Origin of the sequence: Streptomyces venezuelae ATCC 10712, from assembly GCF_008639165.1 — a bacterium.
GTDB lineage: Bacteria > Actinomycetota > Actinomycetes > Streptomycetales > Streptomycetaceae > Streptomyces > Streptomyces venezuelae.
In genome coordinates this window covers 3,818,494-3,844,283 of the sequence record NZ_CP029197.1, presented here as the reverse complement: position 1 = coordinate 3,844,283, position 25,790 = coordinate 3,818,494, and the positions used below count along the sequence as shown (strand labels likewise).

Genomic DNA, 25,790 nt, shown 5'->3' with positions numbered 1-25,790 from the left:
GGCGGTACGGGAGCGGCCGACGCAGACTGGGAGGAGCGCCCTCTTTCCCGGAGTGCTGGAGGAACCACGGTATGACCGACCTCGCCATCGAGACCGAGGGCCTGGTCAAGGTCTTCGGCAGCAACCGCGCCGTCGACGGGATCGACCTCCGCGTCCCCGCCGGAATCGTCTACGGAGTCCTTGGCCCCAACGGCGCGGGCAAGACCACGGCCGTCAAGATGCTCGCGACCCTGCTGCGGCCCGACGGCGGCCGCGCCCGGGTCTTCGGCAAGGACGTCGTCACGGACGCCGACGCCGTACGCGGCCGGGTGAGCCTCACCGGCCAGTACGCCTCGGTCGACGAGGACCTGACCGGCACCGAGAACCTCGTCCTGCTCGGCCGGCTGCTCGGCCACGCGCGGGCCGCCGCCCGCGAGCGCTCCGCGCAGCTGCTCGCCGCGTTCGGCCTCGCGGACGCCGCCGACAAGCAGATCAAGAACTACTCGGGCGGCATGCGGCGCCGCATCGACATCGCCGCGTCCATCCTCAACACCCCCGACCTGCTCTTCCTCGACGAGCCGACCACCGGCCTCGACCCGCGCAGCCGCAACCAGGTCTGGGACATCGTCCGCGCGGTCGTCGCCCAGGGCACCACCGTCCTGCTGACCACCCAGTACCTGGACGAGGCCGACCAGCTGGCCTCCCGGATCGCCGTCATCGACCACGGGAAGGTGATCGCGGAGGGCACGAAGGGGGAGCTGAAGGCCTCCGTCGGCTCGGGCTCGGTGCACGTACGGCTCCGGGACCCGGAGCAGCGGGCGGAGGCCGAGCGGGTGATCCGGGGCGCCCTGAACTCCACCGTCCAGCTGGACGCGGACCCGGTCGCCCTCACCGCCACGGTCGACGGCCACGGGACCGACCTGGGCGCCGCCGAGCAGGCCGCCAGGGCGCTGGCGGAGCTGTCGCGGGCCGGGATCACGGTCGACAACTTCGCGCTGGGCCAGCCCAGCCTCGACGAGGTCTTCCTGGCGCTGACGGACAGGAAAGGAACGACGGCATGACCACCGTCACCACCGGTAAAGAAGGGGCGGACGCACTCGACTTTGTCGCCCCGAAGGCGGACGAACTCGCGGCGCTGCTCGTGGGCCACTCCCGGCCGCCGCGCCCCAGTGCCCTGTCCGCCTCGATGACCTTCGGCTGGCGGGCCATGCTGAAGATCAAGCACGTGCCGGAGCAGCTGTTCGACGTGACGGCGTTCCCGATCATGATGGTGCTGATGTACACGTACCTCTTCGGCGGTGCGCTGGCCGGCTCCGTCTCCTCGTACATCCAGTTCCTGCTGCCGGGCATCCTCGTGATGAGCGTCGTAATGATCACGATGTACACGGGGGTCTCGGTCAACACGGACATCGAGAAGGGCGTCTTCGACCGCTTCCGCACGCTGCCGATCTGGCGTCCGGCGCCGATGGTCGGCTATCTCCTCGGCGACGTCGTGCGCTACTTGATCGCCTCGGCCGTGATGCTGACCGTCGGCATGATCATCGGCTACCGGCCGGACGGCGGTGTCGTGGGCGTGCTGCTCGGGGTGGCGCTGCTGCTGGTGTTCTCGTTCGCGTTCTCGTGGATCTGGACCATGTTCGGTCTGCTGCTGCGCAGCGAGAAGTCCGTCATGGGCGTCTCGATGATGGTGATCTTCCCGCTGACGTTCCTGTCGAACGTCTTCGTCGACCCGAAGACCATGCCGGGCTGGCTGCAGGCCTTCGTCAACAACAGCCCGGTGACCCATCTGGCGACGGCGGTGCGCGAGCTGATGGCGGGGAACTGGCCGGCCGCGGACATCGCCTGGTCGCTCGGCTGGTCGGCGCTGCTCGTGGTCGTCTTCGGGGCGGTCACCATGCGGCTCTACAACCGCAAGTAGCCGCGTCCCGCGTCCCGGCCGCCCGCGTCGTCGGTCGCTTCCCGCGTCGTCACTTCCCGCGCGGGGTGGTCTGCTGGACCGCCCAGCGGTTGCCGTCCGGGTCGGCGAAGAAGACGAACGAACCCCACGGCATGTCGGCGATCTCGCTCACCGCGATCCCGCGCGCGGTGAGTTCGCGGTGGGCCTCCTCGATGTCGGTGACGACCACCTGCATGTTGTCGAGGGAGCCCGGGGCCATCTCGGTGAGCCCCTTGCCGAAGGCGATCGAGCAGGCCGAGCCCGGCGGGGTCATCTGGACGAACCGGATGTCGTCGTTCACGGGCACGTCGTGGTCGGCGTGGAAGCCGACCCGCTCGTAGAAGGCCTTGGCACGGTCGACATCGGTGACGGGCACGGCGACCAGTTCCAGCTTGATGTCCATGGGGGCATCATGCGCCCCTCCGGCGTCCCGCGCTCCCCGGGCTACGCGCCCCGGACGACCACCACGGGGCAGGGGGCGTGCTGGGCGACCCTGGTGGAGACCGAGCCCAGGACGGCGGCCTTGAAGCCGCTGTGGCCGCGGTCGCCGACGACCAGCAGGGATGCGCCCTCGGCCTGGTCGATCAGGGCCTGGGCGGGGTTGCCGCTGACGACCGTCCGGGTCACGCCGGCGGCGACGGCCGGGTCGAGCGCCTTGGCGAGGGACTCGTCCAGGATCTGCTCGGCGAGCAGTTCGGGGTTGAAGTCGGGCGGTACCCCGGGGGCCGTCGTCCAGGACGCGGGGTACTCCCATGCGATGACCGCACGGAGGGAGTCCCCGGTCAGGGCGGCCTGCCCGGCCGCCCACGTCAGTGCCTTCAGGGAAGGCTCCGATCCGTCCACGCCCACCACGATCCTGCCGGCCATCGCCGACCTCCGTTACGTCGTCGGGAACTCTCCCCACAACGTAACAAACCGATCAATCAAGGCGCAGATCGGCCAACTGCTTCTCGAACGGGACGACCTCGTCGTCCTCCGCCCGCCGGGCCGGCCGGGCCGCGACCGTGTCGGCGAACTCGTTGCCCGCTCGGGTGATCCGGGTGGGCAGTCCCTCCGTGTACTCGTCGCCGCCGGTGCCCCAGTCCTCCGAGGCCGCGTAGACGGCGGTCGGGACGACGAGGGCCCGCAGATAGGCGAAGAGCGGCCGCAGGGCGTGGTCGAGGACGAGCGAGTGCCGGGCGGTGCCGCCGGTGGCCCCGATGAGGACCGGGGTGCCGGTCAGCGCGGCCGGGTCGATCAGGTCGAAGAAGGACTTGAACAGGCCGCTGTACGAGGCGGTGAAGACCGGTGTCACGGCGATGACCCCGTCGGCGTCCGTCACCGCGTCGATCGCGTCCTGGAGCCGCCCGGAGGGGAAGCCGGTCACGAAGTTGTTGGCGATGTCGACGGCCAGGTCACGGAGTTCGACGACCTGGACGTCGACGGCGTACTCCTGCTCGGCCAGCCGGTACCGGGCGGCCTGGAGGAGCCGGTCGGTGAGCAGCCGCGTGGAGGAGGGGGAGCTGAGGCCGGCGGAGACGGCGACCAGCTTCAGGGTCTGCATGGCTTACGACTCCTTCTGTGTACGGGAGTTGATCACGGCGGGGTGGAGCGGCGCGGTCTCGGGGACGCCGGCCGGGCGCAGGGCGGCGAACTCCTTGCGCAGCACCGGCACGACCTCCTCACCGAGGATGTCGAGCTGCTCCAGGACGGTCTTGAGGGGCAGTCCCGCGTGGTCGACGAGGAAGAGCTGGCGCTGGTAGTCGCCCACGTAGTCGCGGAAGGACAGGGTGCGCTCGATGACCTCCTGCGGCGAGCCGACGGTCAGCGGGGTCTCGCGGGCGAACTCCTCCAGGGACGGGCCGTGGCCGTAGACCGGCGCGTTGTCGAAGTACGGGCGGAACTCCCGTACCGCGTCCTGGGAGTTCTTCCGCATGAACACCTGGCCGCCGAGGCCGACGATCGCCTGCTCGGGGGTGCCGTGGCCGTAGTGGGCGTACCGCTGGCGGTAGAGCCGGACCATCTTCTCGGTGTGCTGCTTGGGCCAGAAGATGTGGTTCGCGAAGAACCCGTCGCCGTAGTAGGCGGCCTGCTCGGCGATCTCGGGGGAGCGGATGGAGCCGTGCCAGACGAAGGGCGGGACGTCGTCGAGCGGGCGGGGGGTGGAGGTGAAGCCCTGGAGGGCGGTGCGGAACGTGCCCTCCCAGTCGACGACGTCCTCCCTCCACAGCTTGTGGAGGAGCGCGTAGTGCTCGATGGCGAGCGGGATGCCCTGCCGGATGTCCTGACCGAACCAGGGGTAGACCGGGCCGGTGTTGCCGCGGCCCATCATCAGGTCCACGCGGCCGTCGGCGAGGTGCTGGAGGGTCGCGTAGTCCTCGGCGATCTTCACCGGGTCGTTGGTGGTGATCAGCGTGGTGGAGGTGGAGAGGATCAGGTTCTCGGTGCGGGCGGCGATGTGACCGAGGAGGGTGGTGGGGGAGGACGGCACGAACGGGGGGTTGTGGTGCTCTCCGGTCGCGAAGACGTCGAGCCCGACCTCCTCGGCCTTGAGCGCGATGGCGACGGTGTTCTTGATCCGCTCGTGCTCGGTCGGGGTGCGGCCGGTGGTGGGGTCGGCCGTCACGTCGCCGACGGTGAAGATCCCGAACTGCATCGTGCTCACCTCTCGCCTGGGGGCCGGAGGCCCTGTTGGTTGAATCGTAAACTATCCGCTCCAACGGCGCACCCCCACCCGCTATTCCCGCCCGCGAGGCCCGGCGGACGGCCCGCCCGGCCGCCCCCGTCCCGCGCGCCCAGTGGGCCCCGCCACGTACCGACGGAAAACGGCCCTCACGTAGAGTCCCCGACGTGAACGGTGCGATAGCGGTCGTCGGAATCGGCGCGGACGGCTGGGACGGACTCCCCGAGAACTCCCGCCGCGCCCTGCGCACCGCCGAGGTCCTCATCGGCGCCCCCCGCCAGCTCGCCCTGCTCCCCGGCGGCGACTGCCCCGGCGAACGGATCACCTGGCCCTCCCCGCTCCGCCCCGCCGTCCCCGGACTCCTCGCCGCCCACCAGGGCCGGGCGATCGCGGTCCTCGCCAGCGGCGACCCCTCCTTCTACGGCATCGGTCGCACCCTCGCCGAGACCGTCGGCGCCGACCGCCTCCGCATCCACCCGCACCCCTCCTCCGTCTCCTACGCCTGCGCCCGGCTCGGCTGGCCGCTGGAGGACACCGAGACCGTCTCCCTCGTCGCCCGCCCCCTCGCCGCGCTCGCCGCCGCCCTCCACCCCGGGCGCCGGCTCCTCGTCCTCGGCGAAGGCCCGGAAACCCCCGCGCGGGTCGCCGCCCTGCTCCGGGAGACCGGCTGGGGCGGCACCCGGATCCGGGTCCTGGAACAACTCGGCGGCCCGGCCGAGCGGCTCCTCGACGCGACCGCCGCCGACTGGCCGCACGAGCGGACCGACGCCCTCCACGTCCTCGCCCTCGACTGCGTACGCGACCCGGACGCGCTCCGGCTCGGCACCGTCCCCGGGCTGCCCGACGAGGCGTACGAGCACGACGGACAGCTCACCAAGCGGTACGTGCGCGCCGCGACCCTCGCCGCCCTCGCCCCCGCGCCCGGCGAACTCCTCTGGGACATCGGCGGCGGCTCCGGCTCCATCGGCGTCGAATGGATGCGGGCCCACCGCTCCTGCCGGGCGATCGCGGTCGAGAAGTCCGCGGAGCGGGCGGCGCGGATCGCCCGGAACGCCGACGCCCTCGGCGTACCGGGACTGCGCGTGGTCACCGCGTCGGCGCCGGACGGCCTCGCCGGGCTGCCCACCCCCGACGCGGTCTTCGTCGGCGGCGGCCTCACCGCCCCCGGCCTGCTCCAGGCCTGCTGGGACGCGCTGCCGGCCGGCGGCCGGCTCGTCGCCAACACCGTCACGCTCGAATCCGAGGCACTGCTCGCCGAGGGCCACCGCCGCCACGGCGGCGAGCTGATCCGGCTCGCGGTCTCCACCGCCGTCCCCGTCGGCGGCTTCACCGGCTGGCGCCAGGCGATGCCGGTCACGCAGTGGTCCGTAACGAAAGGTTCTGAACAGGCATGACCGTCTACTTCATCGGCGCGGGCCCCGGCGCGGCCGACCTGATCACCGTGCGCGGCGCGCGGACGCTCGCGTCCTGCGGGGTCTGCCTGTACGCGGGCTCCCTCGTCCCCACCGAACTGCTCGCCGAGTGCCCGCCGGAGGCGAAGCTCGTCGACACCGCCCGGATGGACCTGGACCAGATCGTCGCCGAGATCGCGGCGGCGCACCGGGCGGGGCAGGACGTGGCACGGCTGCACTCGGGCGACCCGTCGGTGTTCAGCGCGATGGCCGAGCAGATGCGACGGCTCGACGCGCTCGGCATCCCCTACGAGGTCGTCCCCGGCGTCCCGGCCTTCGCGGCGGCCGCCGCCGCCCTCAAGCGGGAGCTGACCGTCCCCACGGTCGGCCAGACGGTGATCCTCACCCGCATCGCCCAGCAGGCCACGCCGATGCCGGAGGGCGAGGACCTGGCGACCCTGGGCCGCAGCGGCGCCCTCCTCGTCCTGCACCTGGCCGCCCGCTACGTGGACCGCGTCGTCGACGAACTCGTCCCCCACTACGGCGCGGACTGCCCGGCGGCGGTCGTCGCGATGGCCAGCCGCCCCGACGAGATCGTCCTCCGCGGCACCCTGGAGGACATCGCGGCCCAACTGAAGGAGGCCGGCATCACGAAGACCGCCGTCATCCTGGTCGGCCGCACCCTGGCGGCCTCCCAGTTCCGCGACAGCCACCTGTACGACCCGGAACGGGACCGCCACACCTGCTGACGGCGGCCCGGCCGGAACCCCGTACGGCGGCGGGTATGGGGAGTATGGTCGTGAGTATGGCCACGAAGAAGGTGACGGTGACGATCCCGGAGGACCTCCTGGAGGAGGTCCGCGCCGAGGCGGCCGAGCACGGTCTGTCGGCGTACGTCGCGGAGGCGCTGCGGCTGCGGCGCGACCGTGACCGGCTCCGGGAACTGGTCGACTGGCTGGAGGAGGAGCACGGCCCGGTCACGGACGCCGAGCGGACCTCCGCCCTCGCCGAGCTGGACGAAGTCGACGCCGAACACGAACGGCGCCGCCGGGCCCGGGAGGGGCGCGCGGGTGAAGCCGCGTGACGAGGCGGGCGGAGCGGCCGCTCCGGGTCTTCGTCCTGGACAGTGAGGCGCTCTCGCTCGCCGTGCGGGGCGACCGGCCGATGATGGCCCGCCTCGACCTGGCCGCTCGGGGGGAAGCGGACGTGGTGACGTCCCCCCTGACGCTCGTCGAGGCGTACGACGGCAGGACGACGGAGCAGCGCTGGGACTGGGTACTGTCCCGCGTGCGCGTCGCGGACATCGGCAAGGACGAAGCCCGTCAGGCCCGTCGGCTCCTGTCCTCCACCGGGCTGCACGGGCACAAGTACGCCATCGACGCCGTTCTCGCGGTCGTCGCCCGTCAGCAGGCGGGCGAGGTCACGCTGTTCACGCCGGACGTGGACGACCTGGAGAAGCTCGTGACCGACCGGATCGTCGTCGTCAAGGTCTGACGGCGGGCTCGCCCCCGGCGGGGCGGCTTTCGGGCGGCGTGGGGGGACGCGCTTCGGGGCCCGGGGGAGTCCGATCCCCGGGGCCCCGGTGCGGTGCGTCGACGGTCAGGCGTTGGGGCGCTTGCCGTGGTTCGCGTTCTTCTTCTTGCGGGCCCGCCGCTTGTTGCCGCGCTTCGCCATGGGACTCCCTCTCGCTCGGGGGGTGTGTGCTGGCAAGCCTAGGTTCGGGGCAGGGGGGCCGCATGTCGGCCGTCGGCGGGGTGCGGTCTCATGGAGACGTGACTGTCTACGACGTGGCCCGGGCGCTGCCGGGCATCGAGGAACTGCGCGACCACAGCCGGGGGCTCGCGATGGTGGAGGCCGTGCTCAGCCCGGAGTGGGAGAGCCGGTACTACTCCTTCGACGCGCACTGGTCGGCGACCGAGCAGCTGGCGTCCATGAAGGACGGCCAGGGCGGCGAGTACACGATCGTGCTGTCCGCCGCCGGAGCCTTCGCGCGCGGCTTCGACCACGAGTCGCCGATGAGCCCGTACGGGGCGGCCGCGGACGGGGTCACGTGGCCCGGGGTGCTCGACGGGGTCCCGGAGGCGTTCCGGGAGTACCTGACGGAGCCCGCCTTCACGGACGAGGACGGCATCCACGTGACCACCGCCTGCCTGTGGCGCGAGACCGCCGACACGGCCTGGCGCACGGGTCCGGTCGAGTTCACGGGCCTGGAGGACCACGAGGACCCGGACGGGTCCGGCGGCCTCTTCCACCACCTCACGCACCGCTCGGCACAGGCGTACGCGGAATGGGCGTCGGACTACTACGAGCGGCCCGTCGACATCGAGGCGGTCCGGCACGTCCTCGCCCTGCGCCCGCTGACGGCGGAGACCGTCGCCGCCCTCAACCCGGACGTCACGCTCGCGGACCTCGCCGAGGACGTACGGGAGATCGGGTACCCGACGGCCTGACACCCGGCCGCCCCGCCGCTACCCGCCCGCCGCTACCCGCCCGCCGGGCCCGCCACCTCCGACCGGCCCACCACCGTGCCCGCGCGGTCGATGCAGATCACGTCCACCGCCACCGGGGCGCCCCGGAGGACCGTCAGGGCCTCGTCGCGGGCGCGGGCGGCCACCAGGTCGCCCAGCGGGACGCCGGCCGCCTCGCAGAGGCGGAGGGCCGCCAGGCCCGTGTTCGCGGCGGCGATCTCCGCCGCGAGGGCCGGTGACGCGCCGCCCGTGCGCGCCAGCTCCGCCAGGAACGCCTTGTCGACCTGCGAGCGGGCCGAGTGGAGGTCCAGATGCCCGGCGGCCAGCTTGGAGAGCTTCGCGAAGCCGCCGCAGATCGTGAGCCGGTCGACCGGGTGGCGGCGGACGTACTTGAGGACCGCGCCCGCGAAGTCGCCCATGTCGAGCAGCGCGATCTCCGGCAGGTCGTACAGGCCCGCCACCGTCCGCTCCGACGTCGAGCCCGTGCAGCCCGCCACATGCGTCAGACCGCCCGCCCGCGCCACGTCCACCCCGCGCCGGATCGAGTCGATCCACGCCGAGCAGGAGTACGGCACCACGACCCCGGTCGTGCCGAGGATCGACAGGCCGCCGAGGATGCCGATGCGGGGGTTCCAGGTGGAGCGGGCGATCTCGGCGCCGTTGTCGACGGAGACGGTGATCTCGACGTCGCCGCTCCCGCCGTGCCGCCCCGCGACCGCCGCCACGTGCTCCCGCATCAGCTGCCGCGGCACAGGGTTGATCGCCGGTTCGCCGACGTCGAGGGGCAGCCCCGGCAGGGTGACCGTGCCGACGCCCTCGCCGGCCCGGAAGACGACGCCCGAGCCCGCCGGCAGGAGCCGTACCGTCGCGCGGATCACCGCCCCGTGCGTGACGTCCGGGTCGTCGCCCGCGTCCTTCGTGACCGCCGCCATGGCCGTACCGGCGCCGGCGTCGAGGGACTCGGCCGTGAGCGCGAACGACGGCGTCTGGCCCTTCGGCAGCGTGATCGCCACCGGGTCAGGGAAACCGCCGGTCAGCAGGGCCGTGTACGCGGCGGTCGTCGCCGCCGTCGCACAGGCACCCGTCGTCCAGCCCGGGCGGAGGCCGGTGTGCTTGAGTTGGGCCTCACGCCCGCCGCCTGAAGTCACGAAGAGGCTCCTGTGCACATACTCATTCTCGGGGGGACCACCGAGGCCCGCGCCCTCGCGGGCCTGCTGCACGGCCGGCTCCGGGTCACCAGCTCCCTCGCGGGGCGGGTGGCGAGCCCCCGGCTGCCCGAGGGCGAGGTGCGGATCGGCGGGTTCGGCGGCGTCGACGGGCTGGTGGAGTGGATCGGCGCGCACGCGGTGGACGCGGTCATCGACGCCACGCATCCCTTCGCCGGGCGGATCAGCTTCAACGCGGCCCGGGCGGCCGCCACCGCCCATGTTCCCCTGCTGGCGCTGCGCCGTCCCGGCTGGGTCCCGGCGGAGGGCGACGACTGGCGTCCGGTGGCGTCCCTCGATGCGGCGGCCCGCGCCCTCGACGGCCTCGGCGACCGGGTGTTCCTGACCACCGGCCGGATGGGCCTCGCGGCCTTCGCGGACCGCCCGGAGTGGTTCCTGGTCCGCTCGGTGGACGCCCCGGCCGGCCCGATGCCGGCCCGGACCGAGCTCCTCCTCGACCGGGGCCCGTTCGGCCTGGCCGGTGAGCGGGAGGTGCTGGCCCGGCACCGGATCGACGTCGTGGTGACGAAGGACAGCGGCGGTGCGGCGACCGCCCCGAAGCTGACGGCGGCCCGTGAGGCGGGGCTTCCGGTGGTGGTGGTGCGCCGTCCTCCGGTCCCGGAGGGCGTCCCGGTGGCGGCGACCGCGGAGGCGGCCGCCGAGTGGGCCCGCACGCTGTGAACTCCTGGTTTCCGCCCCGCGCGACAGCCGGTTGCGGCGGGCGTTCAATGGAGGGGTGAGTACCGTCCGATGGCTGGTCACAGCGGGGCTCGCGTCCGTGCTGGGGTTCGCCCCCGGCTTCGGCGCCCCCTCGCCCACCCCCGAGCCGCCTCCGGCGGAGCCGCCACCGCTGCTCGACCAGGCGGACGTGGACCGGGCCGTCGACCGACTCGACGGAAGCGTCGCGGAGTTGATGCGGAAGACCGGGGTCCCCGGGGTGTCCGTCGCCGTCGTGTACAAGGGCAAGGTGCTCCACATCCAGGGCTACGGCGTGCGGGAGGTCGGCAAGAGTGCCCGCGTCGACGCCGACACCGTCTTCCAGTTGGCCTCGGTGTCGAAGCCGATCGCCTCCACGATCGTGTCCGGCGCGGTGGGTGTGGAGGGCTGGCAGAAGCCGGTCAATCCCGAACTGCCCGACTTCCGGCTGAAGGACCCGTGGGTGACCTCGCACATGACGGCCGCCGACCTGTTCTCGCACCGCAGCGGGCTGCCCGATCACGCGGGCGACCTCCTGGAGGACCTGGGCTACGACCAGGACTACATCCTGTCCCACCTGCGGTACGAGCCCCTGGCGCCGTTCCGCGTGAGCTACGCGTACACCAACTTCGGTCTGACGGGAGCCGCCGAGGCCGTCGCCGCCGAGAAGGGCGTGCCCTGGGAGAAGCTCGCCGAGGACACCCTCTACAAGCCCGCGGGGATGAACGACACCAGTTCCCGCTTCGAGGACTTCGTCTCGAACCCGGACCGCGCCCACGGCCACGTCAAGCAGCCCGACGGCACGTGGAAGGCGCAGTTCGTGCGCGACCCGGACGCCCAGTCCCCGGCGGGCGGGGTGAGTTCCTCGGCCCGTGACATGGCGCGCTGGCTGCGGCTCCAGCTCGCGGGCGGTGAGCTGGACGGGAAGCGGATCGTCGCCGAGGACGCCCTCGTCCTCACCCACCACCCCGAGTCCGTGTCCGGCCCGGCGCAGGCGCCGGCCGCCCGGACCGGCTTCTACGGGCTCGGCTGGAACGTGTCGTACGACGACGAGGGCCGGCTGCGGCTCTCGCACACCGGCGCGTTCGCCGAAGGGGCGCACACCAACGTCACGATGCTGCCGGGCGAGCAGCTCGGCATCGTCGTCCTCACCAACGGCGCGCCGGTCGGCGTCGCCGACACCGTGGCCCTGGACTTCTTCGACACCGCGCAGGACGGGAAGCCGAGCCGGGACTGGCTGCCGATCGTCGACGCCCTGTACGAGCAGGAGGCGGACGCCGACCTGTCCCCCACGGACTACGCGAAGCCCCCGGCGGACGCCGAGCCGGCGAAGGCCTCCGACGCCTACACGGGCACGTTCACCAGCGACTACTACGGCCGGGCGCAGGTGGTCGAGGAGAACGGCGGCCTGGTCCTGCGGCTTGGGCCGAAGCCCCAGACGTACAAGCTCACGCACTACGACGGCGACACGTTCAGCTTCCCGACCCGCGGGGAGAACGCCGTCGGTCTCACCGGCGTCACGTTCTCCCCGGACGGCACGTCCCTGCGCGTCGAGTACCTGGACCAGGAAGGCCTCGGTACCTTCACCCGGTCGTGATCCGGCTCACCCGTAGCGGCGCGGTGTCCACGCGATCGTCCGGCCGTCGCCCCGCTCGACCGCCCGCGTCTGCGAGGAGCCGACGAGGAGCAGGGTCCGCATGTCGACCTCGGAGGGCTCCAGGGTCTTCAGGGTGACGACCCGTACGGACTGCTCGGGCCCGCCCACGTCACGGGCGACGACCACCGGGGTCTCGGGGGAGCGCAGTTCAAGCAGGAGGTCGCGGGCGGCGGCCACCTGGTGCGTACGGGACCTGGATCCGGGGTTGTAGAGGGCGAGGACGAGGTCGGCGGTGGCCGCGGCGCGCAGCCGGGCCTCGATGACGTCCCAGGGCTTGAGCCGGTCGGAGAGCGAGACGGTCGCGTAGTCGTGGCCGAGGGGGGCGCCCGCGGCGGCGGCGGCCGCGTTGGCGGCGGTCACCCCGGGGAGGACCCGTACGGGCACGTCGGTGTACTCCGGTTCGCAGGCGACCTCCAGGACGGCCGTGGCCATCGCGAAGACGCCCGGGTCGCCGCCGGAGACGACCGCGACCTTGTGGCCGCGGCGGGCCAGGTCGAGGGCGAACTCGGCGCGCTCGGACTCCACCTTGTTGTCCGAGCCGTGCCGGATCTGCCCGGGGCGCAGCACCGGCACCCGGTCCAGGTAGGTGGTGTAGCCGACGAGGACGTCGGCGTTGACGAGCGCGCCGCGCGACTCGGGGGTGAGCCAGGGTGCGCCGGCCGGGCCGGTGCCGACGACGACGACCTCGCCCCGCTCCCGTACGGGAGGTTCCGCGTCGATGCGGGAGGGCAGGACGGCGACCGAGAAGTAGGGGACGGACTCGGGGTCGACGTCCGCGAGGTCGCCGGTCCGCTCGCCCGCCATGAACGCCCGCTCCACGTACCGGGCGTCGTCGAGCCGTCCGGCCCGCTCCAGGGCCCGCTTCACGGTGGGGAAGGTGCGGCCGAGCTTCATCACGACCGCCGAGTCGGTGCCCGCGAGACGGGCCGTCAGCTCGTCCTCCGGCAGGGTGCCGGGGATGATCGTGAGGACCTCCTCCGCCTCGCACAGCGGCTCGCCGAGCCGGGCGGCGGCGGCGGACACCGAGGTGACGCCGGGGATGACGGTCGTGTCGTAGCGGTCCGCGAGCCGCTTGTGCATGTGCTGGTACGAGCCGTAGAACAGCGGGTCGCCCTCGGCGAGGACGGCGACCGTGCGGCCCGCGTCGAGGTGCGCGGCGAGGCGGGCCGCGGCCTCCTCGTAGAAGTCGTTGAGGGCGCCCCGGTAGCCGCCCGGATGGTCGGTGGTCTCCACCGTGAGCGGGTACATCAGCCGCTCCTCGATGTGGTCCTCGCGCAGGTGCTCGGCGGCGATCGAGCGGGCGATGGACCGGCCGTGCCGGGCCGAGTGGTAGGCGATCACGTCGGCGGCGGCGATGGCCTTCACGGCGGCCACCGTCATCAGGTTCGGGTCGCCGGGGCCGAGCCCCACCCCGTACAGCTTGCCGGTCACTTCTGGATCTCCTGAATCTCCGCCTCGTGGGCGATGGCGTTGATCGCGGCGGCCGTCATCGCGCTGCCGCCGCGCCTGCCCCGTACGACCAGGTGGTCGAGGCCCAGGGTGTTCGCGGCCAGGGCGTCCTTGGACTCGGCGGCGCCGATGAACCCGACGGGTATGCCGAGGACGGCGGCCGGCTTCCCTGCGCCCTTCGCGACCATCTCCAGGAGGTGGAAGAGGGCGGTGGGGGCGTTGCCGATGGCGACGACGGAGCCTTCGAGGCGGTCCCGCCACAGTTCGAGGGCGGCGGCGGAGCGGGTGGTGCCCAGGTCGGCGGCGAGGGCGGGCACGGCCGGGTCCGAGAGCATGCACAGCACCTCGTTGGCGGCGGGCAGCCGCTTGCGCGTGACCCCGCTCGCGACCATCTGCGCGTCGCAGAGGATCGGGGCGCCGGCGCGGAGCGCGGCCCGCGCGTTCGCGACGACCCCGGGGGAGTACGCGATGTCCTGGACGAGGTCGGTCATGCCGCAGGCGTGGATCATCCGCACCGCGACGGTGGCGACGTCGGCGGGCAGCCCCGCCAGATCCGCCTCGGCGCGGATCGTGGCAAAGGACCGGCGGTAGATCTCCGCCCCGTCCTTCTCGTAGTCGAACATCCTGTTGCTCTCGCTCATCTCGTCGTCGTGCGGGCCGTGGTCACGGCTTCGGGCAGGGCGGTACGGGGGGCGGGGACGCCGTCCACGAGGTAGTCGCCGCCGGGGGTGGCGAGGACGTCGGTCCACCGGCCGTGCGGATGGCCGCAGCGGCGCTCACAGCCGGAGAAGTGCACGGGGAGGCCGTGGGCGGCCCCGACCGGTCCGGGGGCGGCGTCGGCGCGGACGTCGGCGAGGGCCTTGGCGCAGCCGGGCCGTCCGGTGCAGGCGCTGATGCCCACCCACGGGGAGTCGGGGCGGGTGACGAGCCCGGCCGCGTCGAGCGCGGGCAGCCGCTCGGGCCCGGCGCCGGCCACGACGACACCGCGCCAGGGCGTGAACCGCACCTCGTCGGCGGGCAGCAGCGCCCGCAGCTGCGCGGCGGTGAGCCGGCCGAGCGGGGCGAGCAGACAGACCGCGGCGGAACCGAGGGGGCCGGGGGGAGGGGGCGACCCTTGGGGAAGCGGGGGTACGGGCGCTTGCGGGGGTTCCGGCTTCCGGGCGGGGGTGGGGTCCAGGGTGCGGGCGTGGGATCGCACCGTCGCGGGGTCCGCGGGGTCCGCGGGCTCCGCGGGCTCGGCGGGCTCCGCAGGGTCCGTGGGCTCTGCGGGCTCCGTGGGGTCCGCGGGCTCCGCGGGCACGCACGCTTCCGTGAGCGCGGTCGGTACGTCCGGTTCGTGGTCCTCCGGGAGTTCCCGGACCCGCCAGGCGCCGGTGCCGGCCTCCCGCGCCGCGGTCAGGAACGCGCCCGCCGCCGCCAGCGCCGCGCGGGCCGCGTCGGCCGCCGCGACGCGGAGGGCCCGCCCGCCGACGTACAGGAGCGCCGCCCCGCCCCGCACTGCGACCAAGGTCACATCGCCGCCGAGCCCGGCCACGTCCCCGCGGCCGTCGTCGAGGACGAAGAGGAAACGGCCGGAAAGCGCCGCCGCCCAGGGCGTGGCGCACAGCAGGGCGTCCAGTTCGCGGGCCCACAACTGCACGTCGGCGGCGCCGAGTCCGTCGAGACCGGCGGCCGGGGAGGCCACGATGTTGCGGACCCGTTCATGCGTGGGGGAGGGCAGCAGGCCCGCTCCGGCGAGCAGCTCCGCGAGCCGTGCCCCGCAGTCGTCGGCGAGCCCGCGCAGCTCCGCGTTGCCACGCGAGGTGATGCTGATCCGCCCGTCGCCCAGGGTCTCCGCCGCGACCGCCAGAACCTCTACCTGACGCGCCGTCAAGCGGCCTGCGGGCAGGCGGAGTCGGGCGAGGCGGCCGTCGTCGGCGGAGTGCAGGCGCAGCGCCCCCGGGCACGCGTCGCCACGGTCCCGTATGCGAGGTTCGCCCGGGTCGGGCGTCGGGGTCGGGGTGGGCGGCATGGCGGCGAGCATACCGACGGGCCACCGGGCGGCCACCGGGTGTGATCCGGCCGACTCGGCCGTCCGCCCCGGGCCGTCGGCCGCACGATCTACTATGCAGACGGCATGGGGTCCCAGGACCCCGGGGAGGAAGCCCGGTGAGATTCCGGCGCGGTCCCGCCACTGTGAGCCGGCCCGGCTTCATGTCCGCATGATCCCGGTCCGGTGAGTCAGGAACTCCCGCCGTCCATACGACCACCCGGGGCGCGGACAACCCCGAGGAAGGCCTGCGCTCGCCATGCTTCTGCTGCTGTCGCACTCCGACACCGACCTGCTCAGCGCCCGCGCGGCCGGCGGCCCGGTGGAGTACCGCTTCGCGAACCCCGCCCGCCTCCCCCTGGCCGACCTCACCGGCCTCCTCGCCGACGCCGAGCTCGTCGTCGTACGGCTCCTCGGTGGACTCCGGTCCTGGGAGGACGGCCTCGACGCGGTCCGCGCCGCCGGGAAGCCGGTGGTGGTCCTCAGCGGCGAACAGGCCCCCGACGCCCAGCTGATGGAGGCGTCCACCGTCCCCGTCGGCGTCGCGACCGAGGCGCACGCCTACCTCGCGCACGGCGGCCCCGGGAACCTGGAGCAGCTGGCCCGCTTCCTCTCCGACACCGTCCTGCTCACCGGTCACGGCTTCGAGGCCCCGGCGGCCGCCCCCACCTGGGGCCCCCTGGAGCGCGCGGCCCGCACGACGACCGGCCCGACCGTCGCCGTGCTCTACTACCGCGCCCACCACATGAGCGGGAACACCGGCTTCGTCGACGCGCTGTGCGAGGCGATCGAGGACCAGGGCGCCCAGGCCCTCCCGCTGTACGTGGCGTCGCTGCGGGCCCCCGAGCCGGAGCTGCTCGACCGGCTCCGCACCGCCGACGCGATCGTCACCACCGTCCTCGCCGCGGGCGGCACCAAGCCCGCCGAGGCGCAGGCCGGCGGGGACGAGGAGGCCTGGGACGCGGGCGCGCTCGCCGCGCTCGACGTGCCGATCCTGCAGGCGCTCTGCCTCACCGGCTCGCGCGCCGCCTGGGAGGAGAACGACGAGGGCCTCTCCCCGCTGGACGCCGCCAGCCAGGTCGCCGTGCCGGAGTTCGACGGGCGGCTGATCACCGTGCCGTTCTCCTTCAAGGAGATCGACGAGGACGGCCTGCCCGCGTACGTCGCCGACGCCGAGCGCGCGGCCCGCGTCGCCGGGATCGCCGTCCGGCACGCCCGGCTCCGGCACATCCCGAACGCCGAGAAGAAGCTGGCGCTCGTCCTCTCCGCGTACCCGACGAAGCACTCCCGCATCGGCAACGCCGTCGGCCTCGACACCCCCGCCTCCGCCGTCTCGCTGCTGCGCCGGCTGATCGCCGAGGGGTACGACTTCGGCCCGGCCGAGGACCTCCCCGGCCTCGTCTCCGGCGACGGCGACGAGCTGATCTACGCCCTGATCGAGGCCGGCGGCCACGACCAGGACTGGCTGACCGAGGAGCAGCTCGCCAAGAACCCGGTCCGCATCCCGGCCGCCGACTACAAGCGCTGGTACGCGACGCTCCCCGAGGAGCTGCGGACCCACGTCGAGGAGCACTGGGGTCCGGCGCCCGGCGAGATGTTCCTCGACCGGTCGCGCAACCCCGAAGGGGACATCGTCCTCGCGGCCCTGCGCCGCGGGAACCTGCTGATCCTCATCCAGCCGCCGCGCGGCTTCGGCGAGAACCCGATCGCGATCTACCACGACCCCGATCTCCCGCCGTCCCACCACTACCTGGCCGCCTACCGCTGGATCGCCGCCCGCGCCGAGGACGGCGGCTTCGGCGCCGACGCGATGGTGCACCTCGGCAAGCACGGCAACCTGGAGTGGCTGCCCGGCAAGAACGCCGGCCTGTCCGCCGCCTGCGGCCCCGACGCGGCCCTCGGCGACATCCCGCTGATCTACCCCTTCCTCGTCAACGACCCCGGCGAAGGCACCCAGGCCAAGCGGCGCGTGCACGCCACGCTCGTCGACCACCTGGTGCCGCCGATGGCCCGCGCCGACTCCTACGGCGACATCGCCCGCCTGGAGCAGCTCCTCGACGAGTACGCGCAGATCTCCGCCATGGACCCGGCGAAGCTGCCCGCGATCCGCGCCCAGATCTGGACGCTGATCCAGGCCGCCAAGCTCGACCACGACCTGGGCCTCGAGGAGCGCCCGGAGGACGACGGCTTCGACGACTTCCTGCTGCACGTCGACGGCTGGCTGTGCGAGGTCAAGGACGCCCAGATCCGCGACGGACTGCACGTCCTCGGCGGCGCCCCGCAGGGCGAGGCCCGGGTCAACCTGGTCCTGTCCATCCTGCGCGCCCGGCAGATCTGGGGCGGCACGCAGGCGCTGCCCGGGCTGCGCGAGGCCCTCGGCCTCGACGAGTCGGCCGCCACCCGCACCACCGCCGACGAGGCGGAGGCGAAGGCCCGCGAGCTGGTCGAGGCGATGGAGGCGGCGGACTGGTCCGTGGCCGCCGTCGCGACGGTCGCCGCCGCGTACGGCCCCGACGTCCACGCCGTCCTGCGCTTCGCCTGCGAGCAGGTCGTCCCGCGTCTGGCCGCCACCACCGACGAGCTCGGCCACGCCGTGCACGCCCTGAACGGCGGCTTCGTCCCGGCCGGCCCGTCCGGCTCCCCGCTCCGCGGCCTGGTCAACGTCCTGCCAACCGGCCGGAACTTCTACTCCGTCGACCCGAAGGCCGTGCCGTCCCGGCTCGCCTGGGAGACCGGACAGGCGCTCGCCGACTCGCTCCTGGAGCGGTACCGCACCGACAACGGCGAGTGGCCGACCTCCGTGGGCCTCTCCCTGTGGGGGACGAGCGCGATGCGCACCGCCGGTGACGACGTCGCCGAGGCGCTCGCCCTGCTCGGCGTCCGGCCGCTGTGGGACGAGGCCTCGCGCCGGGTGAACGGCCTGGAGCCGATCCCGCTCGCCGAACTCGGCCGTCCGCGCGTCGACGTCACCCTGCGCATCTCGGGCTTCTTCCGGGACGCGTTCCCGCACGTCATCGGGCTCCTCGACGACGCCGTACGGCTCGTCGCCGGCCTCGCGGACGAGTCCGCGGAGGACAACTACGTCCGGGCGCACGCACAGGCCGACCTCGCCGAGCACGGTGACGAGCGGCGCGCCACGACCCGCATCTTCGGCTCCCGGCCGGGCACGTACGGCGCGGGCATCCTCCAGCTGATCGACTCGCGGGACTGGCGCACGGACGCCGACCTCGCCGAGGTGTACACGGTGTGGGGCGGGTACGCGTACGGGCGCGGGCTCGAAGGCCGTCCGGCGCGGGCCGAGATGGAGACGGCGTACAAGCGGATCGCGGTGGCGGCGAAGAACACCGACACCCGCGAGCACGACATCGCCGACTCCGACGACTACTTCCAGTACCACGGCGGCATGGTGGCGACCGTCCGCGCGCTCAAGGGCACGGCCCCCGAGGCGTACATCGGCGACTCGACCCGCCCGGAGACGGTCCGCACCCGGACGCTCGTCGAGGAGACCTCCCGGGTCTTCCGCGCACGGGTGGTCAACCCGCGCTGGATCGAGGCGATGCGCCGCCACGGCTACAAGGGCGCGTTCGAGCTGGCGGCGACCGTCGACTACCTCTTCGGGTACGACGCCACGACGGGTGTCGTCGCCGACTGGATGTACGACAAGCTCACCCAGGAGTACGTCCTGGACGCGGAGAACCAGGCCTTCCTGAAGGAGGCCAACCCCTGGGCCCTGCACGGCATCGCGGAACGGCTCCTCGAAGCCGAGTCGCGCGGCATGTGGGAGAAGCCGGACCCGGAGACGCTGGCCGCGCTGCGACAGGTCTTCCTGGACACCGAGGGAGACCTCGAAGCCTCCACGGACGGCTCCGACGAGGACTAGATCCTCACGGACTTCACCAGGGCGGGGGCCGGTGCCAGTTCCAGGCGGCGGCCCCGGAAGCCCTTTCTGAGGCGGCGGTCGTGGGTGACCACGACCAGTGTGCCCGGGTAGTGCGCGAGCGCGGCCTCGATCTCCTCCACGAGCGCCGGGGCCAGGTGGTTGGTCGGCTCGTCGAGGAGGAGGAGATCGGCCGGTTCGGTGACGAGGCGTGCCAGTTCCAGTTTCCGGCGCTGTCCTGTCGACAGGTACCGGACCGGGGTCGCCAGGTCCCCGGCGGTGAAGAGGCCGAGGGCGAGGAGTTCGTCCGTGCGGTCCGCTCCGAAGGTTTCGCCCACCGTACGGGGGTCGGTGGGCGGGGCCGTCTCCTGGCGGAGCATCCCCACGCGGGCCGGGACGTCCACCGTGCCCGTGTCCGGGGCGAGTTCGCCCGCGAGCACCTTCAGGAGGGTGCTCTTGCCGGCGCCGTTCGGCCCGGTGACCAGGAGTCGCTCGCCCGCGTCGAGGTGCAGCGCGTCGAGCCGGAGCCGGCCGTCGACCCGGAGGCCGGCGAGGTCGACGGGCGCGCCCTCACCGCTGAGTTCCGCGTGGAACCGGAGCGGCTGCGGGGGCGCCGGTACCGGGCGGGCGGTCAGCCGGGCGAGCCGCTCGCGGGCCGCCCGGATGCGGCTCATCGCGCCGTGCGCCCGTGACCGGGCCCGGAAGGCGCCCGCCCCGCTGAACGCGGCAGGGGCCTTGCGCGGGATGGCCGAGAAGCGGTCGATGTGGGTGTCGGCGAGTGCCCGGTACCGGGCGAGCTCCTCCTTCCACTCCTCGTGCTCCCGCTGTCTGCGGGCCCGTTCGGCGGCGCGTCCGGCGAGGTAACCGGCGTAGCCGTCGCCGTAGCGGCGGACGGTGTGACGGTCCTCGTCGACCTCCAGGACGGCGGTGGTGACCCGGTCGAGGAAGACCCGGTCGTGGGAGACGGCGACGACCGTGCCCCGGTGGGCGCGCAGCCGCTCCTCCAGCCAGGCCACGGCCTCGTCGTCGAGGTCGTTGGTCGGCTCGTCGAGCAGCAGCAGTTCGGGCTCGGCCGCGAGGACGGCGGCGAGTGCGAGCCGGGACCGCTGCCCTCCGGAGAGGGTGCCGAGCGGCCGGGCGCGGTCGAGCGGGCCGGGTTCGCCGAGCCGCCGCAGGGTGGTCTCGACCCGCCGGTCGGCCCCGGCGCCGCCTCTGGCCTCGTACGCGGCGAGCAGCTCCGCGTACCCGGTGAGGTCACCGGTCACGGCGAGGGCGGCCTCGGCCGCCCGGATCGCCCGCTCCAGCTCCCTTACGTCCGCGAGGGCGTGGTCGACGGCGTCGCCGACGGTCGCGTCCGGGGCGAGGTCCAGGGTCTGGGCGAGGTGTCCGAGCCCGCCGGGGGCGTCGACGGTCACGGTGCCGTTGTCGGGGGCCTCGATGCCGGCGAGCAGCCGGAGGAGGGTGGACTTCCCGGAGCCGTTGTCGCCGACGACCCCGAGGCGCTCCCCGGCCCGCACGGAGAGGGAGACCCGGTCGAGCACGGTGCGGTGCCGGACGTACCGGTCGTCGTAGCGCTTGGTGACATCGGTGAGTTGGGCACGGAACAAAGGGTGACTCCTGTTCGTCGACGACGAGGCCGCGATACTGAGACGGTACGTCTCGTCTCGCTTCTTCGACGGTACTCCAGGCGCGCCCCCTCCGCAAGACGATTCGTCTCGTCAGGCCGAGAGGGTGCTCAGCTCGCCGAGCGCGAACTCTTCGGCGACCTCACCGAAGCCGAACAGGTACTGCTGCGCGGCCTGTTGGACCGGGTCGTGGTGAACGCGGCGGAGCACGACTGCGACGCGGGGCAGGAAGAGTCGGCGGAGGGCCCGCGCGACCGATGAGTTCCGGTGGGGCCGGGGGTCCACCCCCATGAACGGCCGAACGGCCCACCACCGAGGAGATGACCATGGTCGAGATCGACACCCGCGTCCTGGACACCGCCGGCGCCACCCTGCGCTACGACGTGCGCCCCGGCACCGGGACCGGCGAGCGCCCCCTGCTGCTGATCGGCTCCCCGATGGACGCCACCGGCTTCACCACGCTCGCCTCGCACTTCGCCGACCGGACCGTCGTCACGTACGACCCGCGTGGGGTGTCCCGCAGCGAGCGCACCGACGGCGCGACGGAGACGTTCCCCGAGGAGCACGCCGACGACCTGGCCCGGCTGATCGAGGCGCTCGGCGCAGGACCCGTGGACGTCTTCGCGAGCAGCGGCGGCGCCGTCAACGCCCTCGCGCTGGTCGCCCGGCGCGGCGACCTCGTGCACACCCTGGTCGCGCACGAGCCCCCGACCGCCCAGGTCGTCCCGGACCGCGAGGCGGCCCTGGAGGTCTGCGCCGACGTCCACGCGACCTATCTGCGGGACGGCTGGGGACCCGCGATGGCCAAGTTCCTGGCGCTGACCGCCCGCACGGGGGAGTTCCCGGCGAACTGGGCCGAGGAGCCCGCCCCCTCCCCGGCGGCGTTCGGCCTGCCGTCCGAGGACGACGGCACGCGCGGCGACCCGCTGCTCGGCCAGAACATGCGGGGCTGCACCTCCTACGTCCCCGACTTCCCCGCCCTCCGCGCCGCGCCGACGCGGATCGTCGTCGCGGCCGGCAAGGAGTCCGAGGGCACCTTCGCCGCCCGTGCCGCGGTCGCCGTCGCCGAGGGCGTCGGCACCCCGCTCACCGTCTTCCCGAGCCACCACGGCGGCTTCCTGGGCGGCGAGTTCGGCCAGCACGGGGCTCCGGCGGAATTCGCGGAGGCGCTGCGCGCGGTCCTCGACGACAGCGCGAGCTGACCGGCCACGTCAGCCACTGCGCGAGCCGGCCGCCGTGTCGGCGTCGGCCGTGGCGCCGACTGGCCGGCCGTGTCAGCTCTTCGTCGCGGGGGCAACCTTCACGGCTGCCGACGCGTCGACGTTTCCGAGGCCGAGCTTGGCGAGCTGCTGCGGGTTGGCCGCCGCGCCGCGGATCGTCGACATGATCGCGGCCGGGTCGAGACCCTGGTGGTGCAGGAGCGCGGCCACGGCGGAGACGTACGGCGAGGCCATCGACGTCCCGGACAGCTTCCCGTACCCCGAGGTGTTCTTCAGGGTCTCCTTCGTCGGGTACGTCGGGAGGGTCGAGAGGATGTCGACGCCCGGGGCGGAGACGGCGTTCTGCGCGCCGAAGTTGGTGAAGGAGGCCGGCTGTCCGTTCCGGTCGGCCGCGTTGACGACGAGGACCGGGGTGTCGAGCTTGTAGGGCTGGAGCGCGGTGGAGTCGTTGCCCGCGGCGGCCACCACGACCGCTCCCTTGCCGTTGGCGTGCGTGATGGCCTGGTTGAGGATGCCGCCCTTGAGGAGACGGGCCATCAGGCCGGACTCGCCGAGGGAGAGGTTGATGACGTCGGCGCCCTGGTCGGCGGCCCAGACGATGCCCTTGGTGATGTTCGCGTCGGTGCCGCTGCCGTCCGCGCCGAGCACCCGGACCGGCATGATCTTGGCGCCGGGCGCGCCGCCCGCGACGCCGATGCCGTTGTCGGTGTGGGCGGCGGCGATGCCGGAGACGTGGGTGCCGTGGCCGTTCAGGTCCTTGGGCTCGTCGTCGCCGTCGACGAAGTCGTAGCCGTCGACGAGCCGGCCCTTCAGGTCGGGGTGGTCGAGGTCGACGCCGGTGTCGACGACCGCGATGACGGTGTCCTCGCCCTTGGAGGTCTTCCAGGCGTCCGGCAGCTTCAGTGCGTCGAGGGCCCATTGCTGACCGCGCAGCGGGTCGGGCTCGTCGTCGCTGCCGCAGCCGGTGGCGAGGGCGGCGGTGAGGACGACGAGGGCCGTGAGGGTGACGGTGGTGGGCCGACGACGCATGTTTTTCTCCCCATTTGTGCGCGTTTGGCCCAGTCAACAGGCTGTGGATCACGTCCGCATCCCGACGGAGACGCGCATTGTTCTAGCTAAGTGCGAACAACTTGTTCTATCCTGATGCGAACAAGGGAGGTTTCACATGAACCGCGCCACGCCTCGACTCCGCGCCTTCGCCGCGTTCCCGTTCGTCCTCACCCTCGTCACCTACCTGGTGCTGCTCGCCGCCTGGGGCGACCGGCTCCCCGACACCCTCGCCACCCACTTCTCCGGGGCCGACTCCGCCCGCGCCGACGGCTTCACCGGCCGCACCGCCTTCGCGGCCGTCAGTGTCGCCCTGCTCCTCGGCCTCGGCACCGGCTGGACCGTCCTCGTCCGCCGCACCGCCCTCTGGGGCGCCTGGGCGACGGCCGGCTTCACCGGAGCGCTGCTCGTCCTCCTGCTCCGGGACAACCTCGACGCGGCCGACCCGGCCCAGGTCGTCTCCCCGCTCACCAACCTCCTGCTCGGGGGCGCGGCCGCGGCCCTGTTCGCCCTCGCGGGCGGGGCGCTGACCCGGCTCGCACCGGCCGGGGCGGGAGCGGACGCTCCCGGGGCCGCGGCCGAGGGGCCCCGGCTTGCACTCGGCGCGAGCGAGGTCGCCGGCTGGTCACGCACCACCGCCTCACGGCCGCTGACCGTGCTCTCCCTGCTGGCCCTCGCCGCCGTCCCGGCGGGCCTGCTCCTCGCCCCCTGGCCCGCCGCCCTGCTCGCGCTGCTCGGCCTGGTCATCGGGGTGCCGGGGCTCGCGCTCGCCCGGGTCCGCGTCACCGTCGACCGGTGGGGCGTGACCGTACGGCCGTCGCTGGCCGGCCGGCCCCGCGTCCGGGTCCCGCTCGACGAGGTCACCGGCGCGAGCGTGCGGGAGCTCGACACCGCCGCCGTGCTCGCCGACTACGGCGGCTGGGGGTACCGGGTCAGGGCCGACCGCACCGGCCTGGTGCTGCGGGCCGGGGAGGCACTCGTCGTGCGGCGGTCCGGCGGGCGGGAGTTCGCCGTCACCGTGCCCGACGCGCGGACCGCGGCCGCGCTGCTCAACACGCTCGCCGAGCGCCGTGGGAAGGTCTGACCGTGCTCTTCCGTGTCGACCCGGCCTCCGCCGTCCCGCTCGGCGACCAGATCGCCGCCTGTGTCCGGGGCGCCCTCGCCGACGGCTCCGCCGCGCCCGGCGAGCGGCTCCCGGCCGCCCGCGAACTCGCCGACTCCCTCGGCGTCAACGTCCACACCGTCCTCCGCGGCTACCAGCGGCTGCGCGAGGAGGGCCTCATCGAACTCCGCCGGGGCCGGGGCGCCGTCATCGTCCCCGGGGCCGCCGCCCCCGACCGGGCCCGGCTGGTCTCCCGGCTCCGCGAGGCGGCGGCGGAGGCCCGCGAACTCGGCCTGACGGACGAGGAGTTCGTGGAACTGGCCCGTACGAGCCTGGGCTAGCGGGCGCGGGCTCGGCCGGCGCCGGGACGGGGCCAGCCCTCGGTCTGTACGGGGCCGGGTCGCGCCGGCCCTCGCCGGTACGGAGCCAGCCCTCGGCCGGTATGGTCCCGGGCCGCGCCCGTCCTTCCGGTACGGCCCCGGGCCTCAGGTCAGTTCGCGTACCGGCGCGCCCGCCAGGTAGGCCTCGATGTTCTCCACCGCCTGCCCGAAGTAGCGCGCGTAGTTCCCCTTCGTCACGTATCCGAGGTGCGGGAGCGCGAGGACGTTCGGCAGGGACCGCAGCGGGTCGTCCGCCGGGAGCGGCTCGGTGTCGAAGACGTCGAGGCCCGCCCCCGCGATCCACCCCTCGCGCAGCGCCCGCAGCAGCGCCGCGCCGTCGACGAGACCGGCCCGCGAGGTGTTCACGAGGTACGCGTGCGGGCGCATGGCCCGCAGTTCGGGCTCTCCGATCAGGCCCCGGGTGCGGTCGGAGAGCACCATGTGGAGCGAGACGAAGTCGCTGTCGGCGAGGAGTTCCCGCCGGTCCTTCGCGAGCCGTACGCCGTGCTCGGCGGCCCGCTCCTCGGTCAGGTGGGGGCTCCACGCGTGGACGTCCATGCCGAAGGCGAGCCCGATCCGGGCGACCCGGCCGCCGATCTTGCCGAGTCCGACGAGGCCGAGGGTCCGGCCGGCCAGGTCGGCGCCGACGGTCGACTGCCAGGGCCCGCCTTCCCGCAGGGCGCGGGCCTCGGCGGGTACGTGCCGGGCGAGGCCGAGGAGGAGGGCCCAGGTGAGTTCGGTGGGCGGCTCGGAGCTGCTCGCGGTGCCGCAGACGGTGACGCCGCGGGCGCGGGCGGCGGCGACGTCGACGGAGGCGTTGCGCATGCCGGAGGTGACGAGGAGCCGGAGCTGGGGGAGCCGGTCGAGGAGCGCGGCGTCGACGGGGGTCCGTTCCCGCATGACGACGAGGATCTCGCAGTCCTCGACGGCGGCGACGAGCGCGTCCCGGTCGGTGAGGTGCTCGCGGAGCACCCGCACGTCGATCCGGTCGGCGAGCGGGCTCCAGTCGGCGGAGGTGAGGGCGGCGCCCTGGTAGTCGTCGAGTACGGCGCAGCGCGGTTTCATGG

General features: G+C 73.8%; 25 protein-coding genes and 1 riboswitch. Of the genes, 13 read left to right on the top strand and 12 right to left on the bottom strand.

Annotated elements, in window-relative coordinates; all coding sequences use genetic code 11:
* Positions 1–71: 71 nt before the first annotated feature.
* Entirely contained in the window at positions 72–1,040 is a 969-nt protein-coding gene (locus tag DEJ43_RS17605) for a daunorubicin resistance protein DrrA family ABC transporter ATP-binding protein (protein WP_015034735.1), read from the top strand.
* Entirely contained in the window at positions 1,037–1,897 is an 861-nt protein-coding gene (locus DEJ43_RS17600) for an ABC transporter permease (RefSeq protein ID WP_015034734.1), read from the top strand. The genes DEJ43_RS17605 and DEJ43_RS17600 overlap by 4 nt, the downstream gene beginning before the upstream one ends.
* A gap of 49 nt (positions 1,898–1,946) precedes the next feature.
* Here the strand turns inward: DEJ43_RS17600 and DEJ43_RS17595 are convergent, their stop codons facing one another.
* The 4 genes from DEJ43_RS17595 to DEJ43_RS17580 are packed head-to-tail and all read right to left on the bottom strand — an operon-like array spanning position 1,947 to position 4,550.
* Positions 1,947–2,318, bottom strand: coding sequence for a VOC family protein (locus DEJ43_RS17595; RefSeq protein WP_015034733.1), 372 nt, complete (start codon positions 2,316–2,318; stop codon positions 1,947–1,949).
* Positions 2,319–2,359: 41 nt separating this feature from the next.
* Positions 2,360–2,782, bottom strand: coding sequence for a universal stress protein (locus DEJ43_RS17590; RefSeq protein ID WP_015034732.1), 423 nt, complete (start codon positions 2,780–2,782; stop codon positions 2,360–2,362).
* 52 nt (positions 2,783–2,834) lie between these two features.
* Positions 2,835–3,458, bottom strand: a complete 624-nt coding sequence (locus tag DEJ43_RS17585) for an FMN reductase (RefSeq protein WP_015034731.1) — start codon at positions 3,456–3,458, stop codon at positions 2,835–2,837.
* A gap of 3 nt (positions 3,459–3,461) precedes the next feature.
* A complete protein-coding gene (locus DEJ43_RS17580; RefSeq protein ID WP_015034730.1) occupies positions 3,462–4,550 on the bottom strand; it encodes an LLM class flavin-dependent oxidoreductase in 1,089 nt (362 codons plus the stop codon).
* 194 nt (positions 4,551–4,744) lie between these two features.
* On the opposite strand from DEJ43_RS17580, the gene DEJ43_RS17575 reads away from it, so the two are divergent.
* From DEJ43_RS17575 to DEJ43_RS17560, 4 genes are read left to right on the top strand one after another with little or no spacing between them, the layout of a single operon-like run.
* On the top strand, positions 4,745–5,971 hold the full coding sequence (locus DEJ43_RS17575; protein WP_015034729.1) for a bifunctional cobalt-precorrin-7 (C(5))-methyltransferase/cobalt-precorrin-6B (C(15))-methyltransferase: 1,227 nt from the start codon (positions 4,745–4,747) through the stop codon (positions 5,969–5,971).
* The gene (gene cobM / locus DEJ43_RS17570) at positions 5,968–6,717 is read left to right on the top strand and encodes a precorrin-4 C(11)-methyltransferase (protein ID WP_015034728.1); all 750 of its coding nucleotides are present in this window, start codon (positions 5,968–5,970) and stop codon (positions 6,715–6,717) included. Before DEJ43_RS17575 ends, cobM begins: the two co-directional genes overlap by 4 nt.
* A gap of 56 nt (positions 6,718–6,773) precedes the next feature.
* Complete coding sequence (locus tag DEJ43_RS17565; protein WP_041662612.1) at positions 6,774–7,052, top strand: hypothetical protein; 279 nt, start codon at positions 6,774–6,776, stop codon at positions 7,050–7,052.
* On the top strand, positions 7,049–7,462 hold the full coding sequence (locus DEJ43_RS17560) for a PIN domain-containing protein (RefSeq protein ID WP_015034726.1): 414 nt from the start codon (positions 7,049–7,051) through the stop codon (positions 7,460–7,462). Before DEJ43_RS17565 ends, DEJ43_RS17560 begins: the two co-directional genes overlap by 4 nt.
* A gap of 105 nt (positions 7,463–7,567) precedes the next feature.
* Here the strand turns inward: DEJ43_RS17560 and DEJ43_RS38770 are convergent, their stop codons facing one another.
* Complete coding sequence (locus tag DEJ43_RS38770) at positions 7,568–7,642, bottom strand: 50S ribosomal protein bL37 (RefSeq protein ID WP_015034725.1); 75 nt, start codon at positions 7,640–7,642, stop codon at positions 7,568–7,570.
* A gap of 62 nt (positions 7,643–7,704) precedes the next feature.
* Between DEJ43_RS38770 and DEJ43_RS17555 the strand changes: the two genes are divergently transcribed.
* Positions 7,705–8,418: a hypothetical protein gene (locus DEJ43_RS17555; protein ID WP_015034724.1), complete on the top strand. Its 714-nt coding sequence runs from the start codon at positions 7,705–7,707 to the stop codon at positions 8,416–8,418.
* A gap of 32 nt (positions 8,419–8,450) precedes the next feature.
* Here the strand turns inward: DEJ43_RS17555 and DEJ43_RS17550 are convergent, their stop codons facing one another.
* Positions 8,451–9,584, bottom strand: coding sequence for a cobalt-precorrin-5B (C(1))-methyltransferase (locus DEJ43_RS17550; RefSeq protein WP_015034723.1), 1,134 nt, complete (start codon positions 9,582–9,584; stop codon positions 8,451–8,453).
* A gap of 12 nt (positions 9,585–9,596) precedes the next feature.
* On the opposite strand from DEJ43_RS17550, the gene DEJ43_RS17545 reads away from it, so the two are divergent.
* Together DEJ43_RS17545 and DEJ43_RS17540 are read left to right on the top strand one after the other, a co-directional pair.
* Positions 9,597–10,322, top strand: coding sequence for a cobalt-precorrin-6A reductase (locus DEJ43_RS17545; protein ID WP_015034722.1), 726 nt, complete (start codon positions 9,597–9,599; stop codon positions 10,320–10,322).
* A gap of 55 nt (positions 10,323–10,377) precedes the next feature.
* Complete coding sequence (locus DEJ43_RS17540; protein WP_041662608.1) at positions 10,378–11,934, top strand: serine hydrolase; 1,557 nt, start codon at positions 10,378–10,380, stop codon at positions 11,932–11,934.
* A 6-nt stretch (positions 11,935–11,940) separates the two neighbouring features.
* Here DEJ43_RS17540 and DEJ43_RS17535 read toward each other — a convergent pair whose 3' ends face one another.
* Genes DEJ43_RS17535 through DEJ43_RS17525 form a run of 3 tightly spaced genes read right to left on the bottom strand, consistent with a single transcriptional unit; the run spans position 11,941 to position 15,466 of the window.
* Positions 11,941–13,425: a precorrin-2 C(20)-methyltransferase gene (locus DEJ43_RS17535; RefSeq protein WP_015034720.1), complete on the bottom strand. Its 1,485-nt coding sequence runs from the start codon at positions 13,423–13,425 to the stop codon at positions 11,941–11,943.
* Positions 13,422–14,084 carry a precorrin-8X methylmutase gene (locus tag DEJ43_RS17530; protein WP_015034719.1) on the bottom strand — a complete coding sequence of 221 codons (663 nt, stop codon included), beginning with the start codon at positions 14,082–14,084 and terminating at the stop codon, positions 13,422–13,424. Before DEJ43_RS17530 ends, DEJ43_RS17535 begins: the two co-directional genes overlap by 4 nt.
* On the bottom strand, positions 14,081–15,466 hold the full coding sequence (locus tag DEJ43_RS17525) for a cobalamin biosynthesis protein CobG (protein WP_041662606.1): 1,386 nt from the start codon (positions 15,464–15,466) through the stop codon (positions 14,081–14,083). The genes DEJ43_RS17530 and DEJ43_RS17525 overlap by 4 nt, the downstream gene beginning before the upstream one ends.
* 72 nt (positions 15,467–15,538) lie before the next feature.
* Positions 15,539–15,695, top strand: a riboswitch (cobalamin riboswitch).
* Between the two features lie 36 nt (positions 15,696–15,731).
* Here DEJ43_RS17525 and cobN point away from each other — a divergent pair.
* A complete protein-coding gene (cobN, locus tag DEJ43_RS17520) occupies positions 15,732–19,352 on the top strand; it encodes a cobaltochelatase subunit CobN (RefSeq protein ID WP_015034717.1) in 3,621 nt (1,206 codons plus the stop codon).
* Here the strand turns inward: cobN and abc-f are convergent.
* Positions 19,349–20,956 (bottom strand): ribosomal protection-like ABC-F family protein, encoded by a 1,608-nt coding sequence (abc-f, locus tag DEJ43_RS17515; protein WP_015034716.1) that lies wholly within the window; start codon positions 20,954–20,956, stop codon positions 19,349–19,351. The genes cobN and abc-f overlap by 4 nt on opposite strands.
* Positions 20,957–21,300: 344 nt before the next feature.
* Between abc-f and DEJ43_RS17505 the strand changes: the two genes are divergently transcribed.
* Positions 21,301–22,176, top strand: a complete 876-nt coding sequence (locus DEJ43_RS17505; protein ID WP_015034714.1) for an alpha/beta fold hydrolase — start codon at positions 21,301–21,303, stop codon at positions 22,174–22,176.
* Positions 22,177–22,248: 72 nt separating this feature from the next.
* Here the strand turns inward: DEJ43_RS17505 and DEJ43_RS17500 are convergent, their stop codons facing one another.
* Complete coding sequence (locus DEJ43_RS17500; RefSeq protein ID WP_015034713.1) at positions 22,249–23,223, bottom strand: S8 family peptidase; 975 nt, start codon at positions 23,221–23,223, stop codon at positions 22,249–22,251.
* Between the two features lie 136 nt (positions 23,224–23,359).
* On the opposite strand from DEJ43_RS17500, the gene DEJ43_RS17495 reads away from it, so the two are divergent.
* Together DEJ43_RS17495 and DEJ43_RS17490 are read left to right on the top strand one after the other, a co-directional pair.
* On the top strand, positions 23,360–24,325 hold the full coding sequence (locus tag DEJ43_RS17495; RefSeq protein ID WP_015034712.1) for a hypothetical protein: 966 nt from the start codon (positions 23,360–23,362) through the stop codon (positions 24,323–24,325).
* A gap of 2 nt (positions 24,326–24,327) precedes the next feature.
* Positions 24,328–24,684: a GntR family transcriptional regulator gene (locus DEJ43_RS17490; RefSeq protein WP_015034711.1), complete on the top strand. Its 357-nt coding sequence runs from the start codon at positions 24,328–24,330 to the stop codon at positions 24,682–24,684.
* Between the two features lie 144 nt (positions 24,685–24,828).
* Here DEJ43_RS17490 and DEJ43_RS17485 read toward each other — a convergent pair whose 3' ends face one another.
* Positions 24,829–25,788, bottom strand: coding sequence for a D-2-hydroxyacid dehydrogenase family protein (locus DEJ43_RS17485; RefSeq protein WP_015034710.1), 960 nt, complete (start codon positions 25,786–25,788; stop codon positions 24,829–24,831).
* Positions 25,789–25,790: the final 2 nt, after the last annotated feature.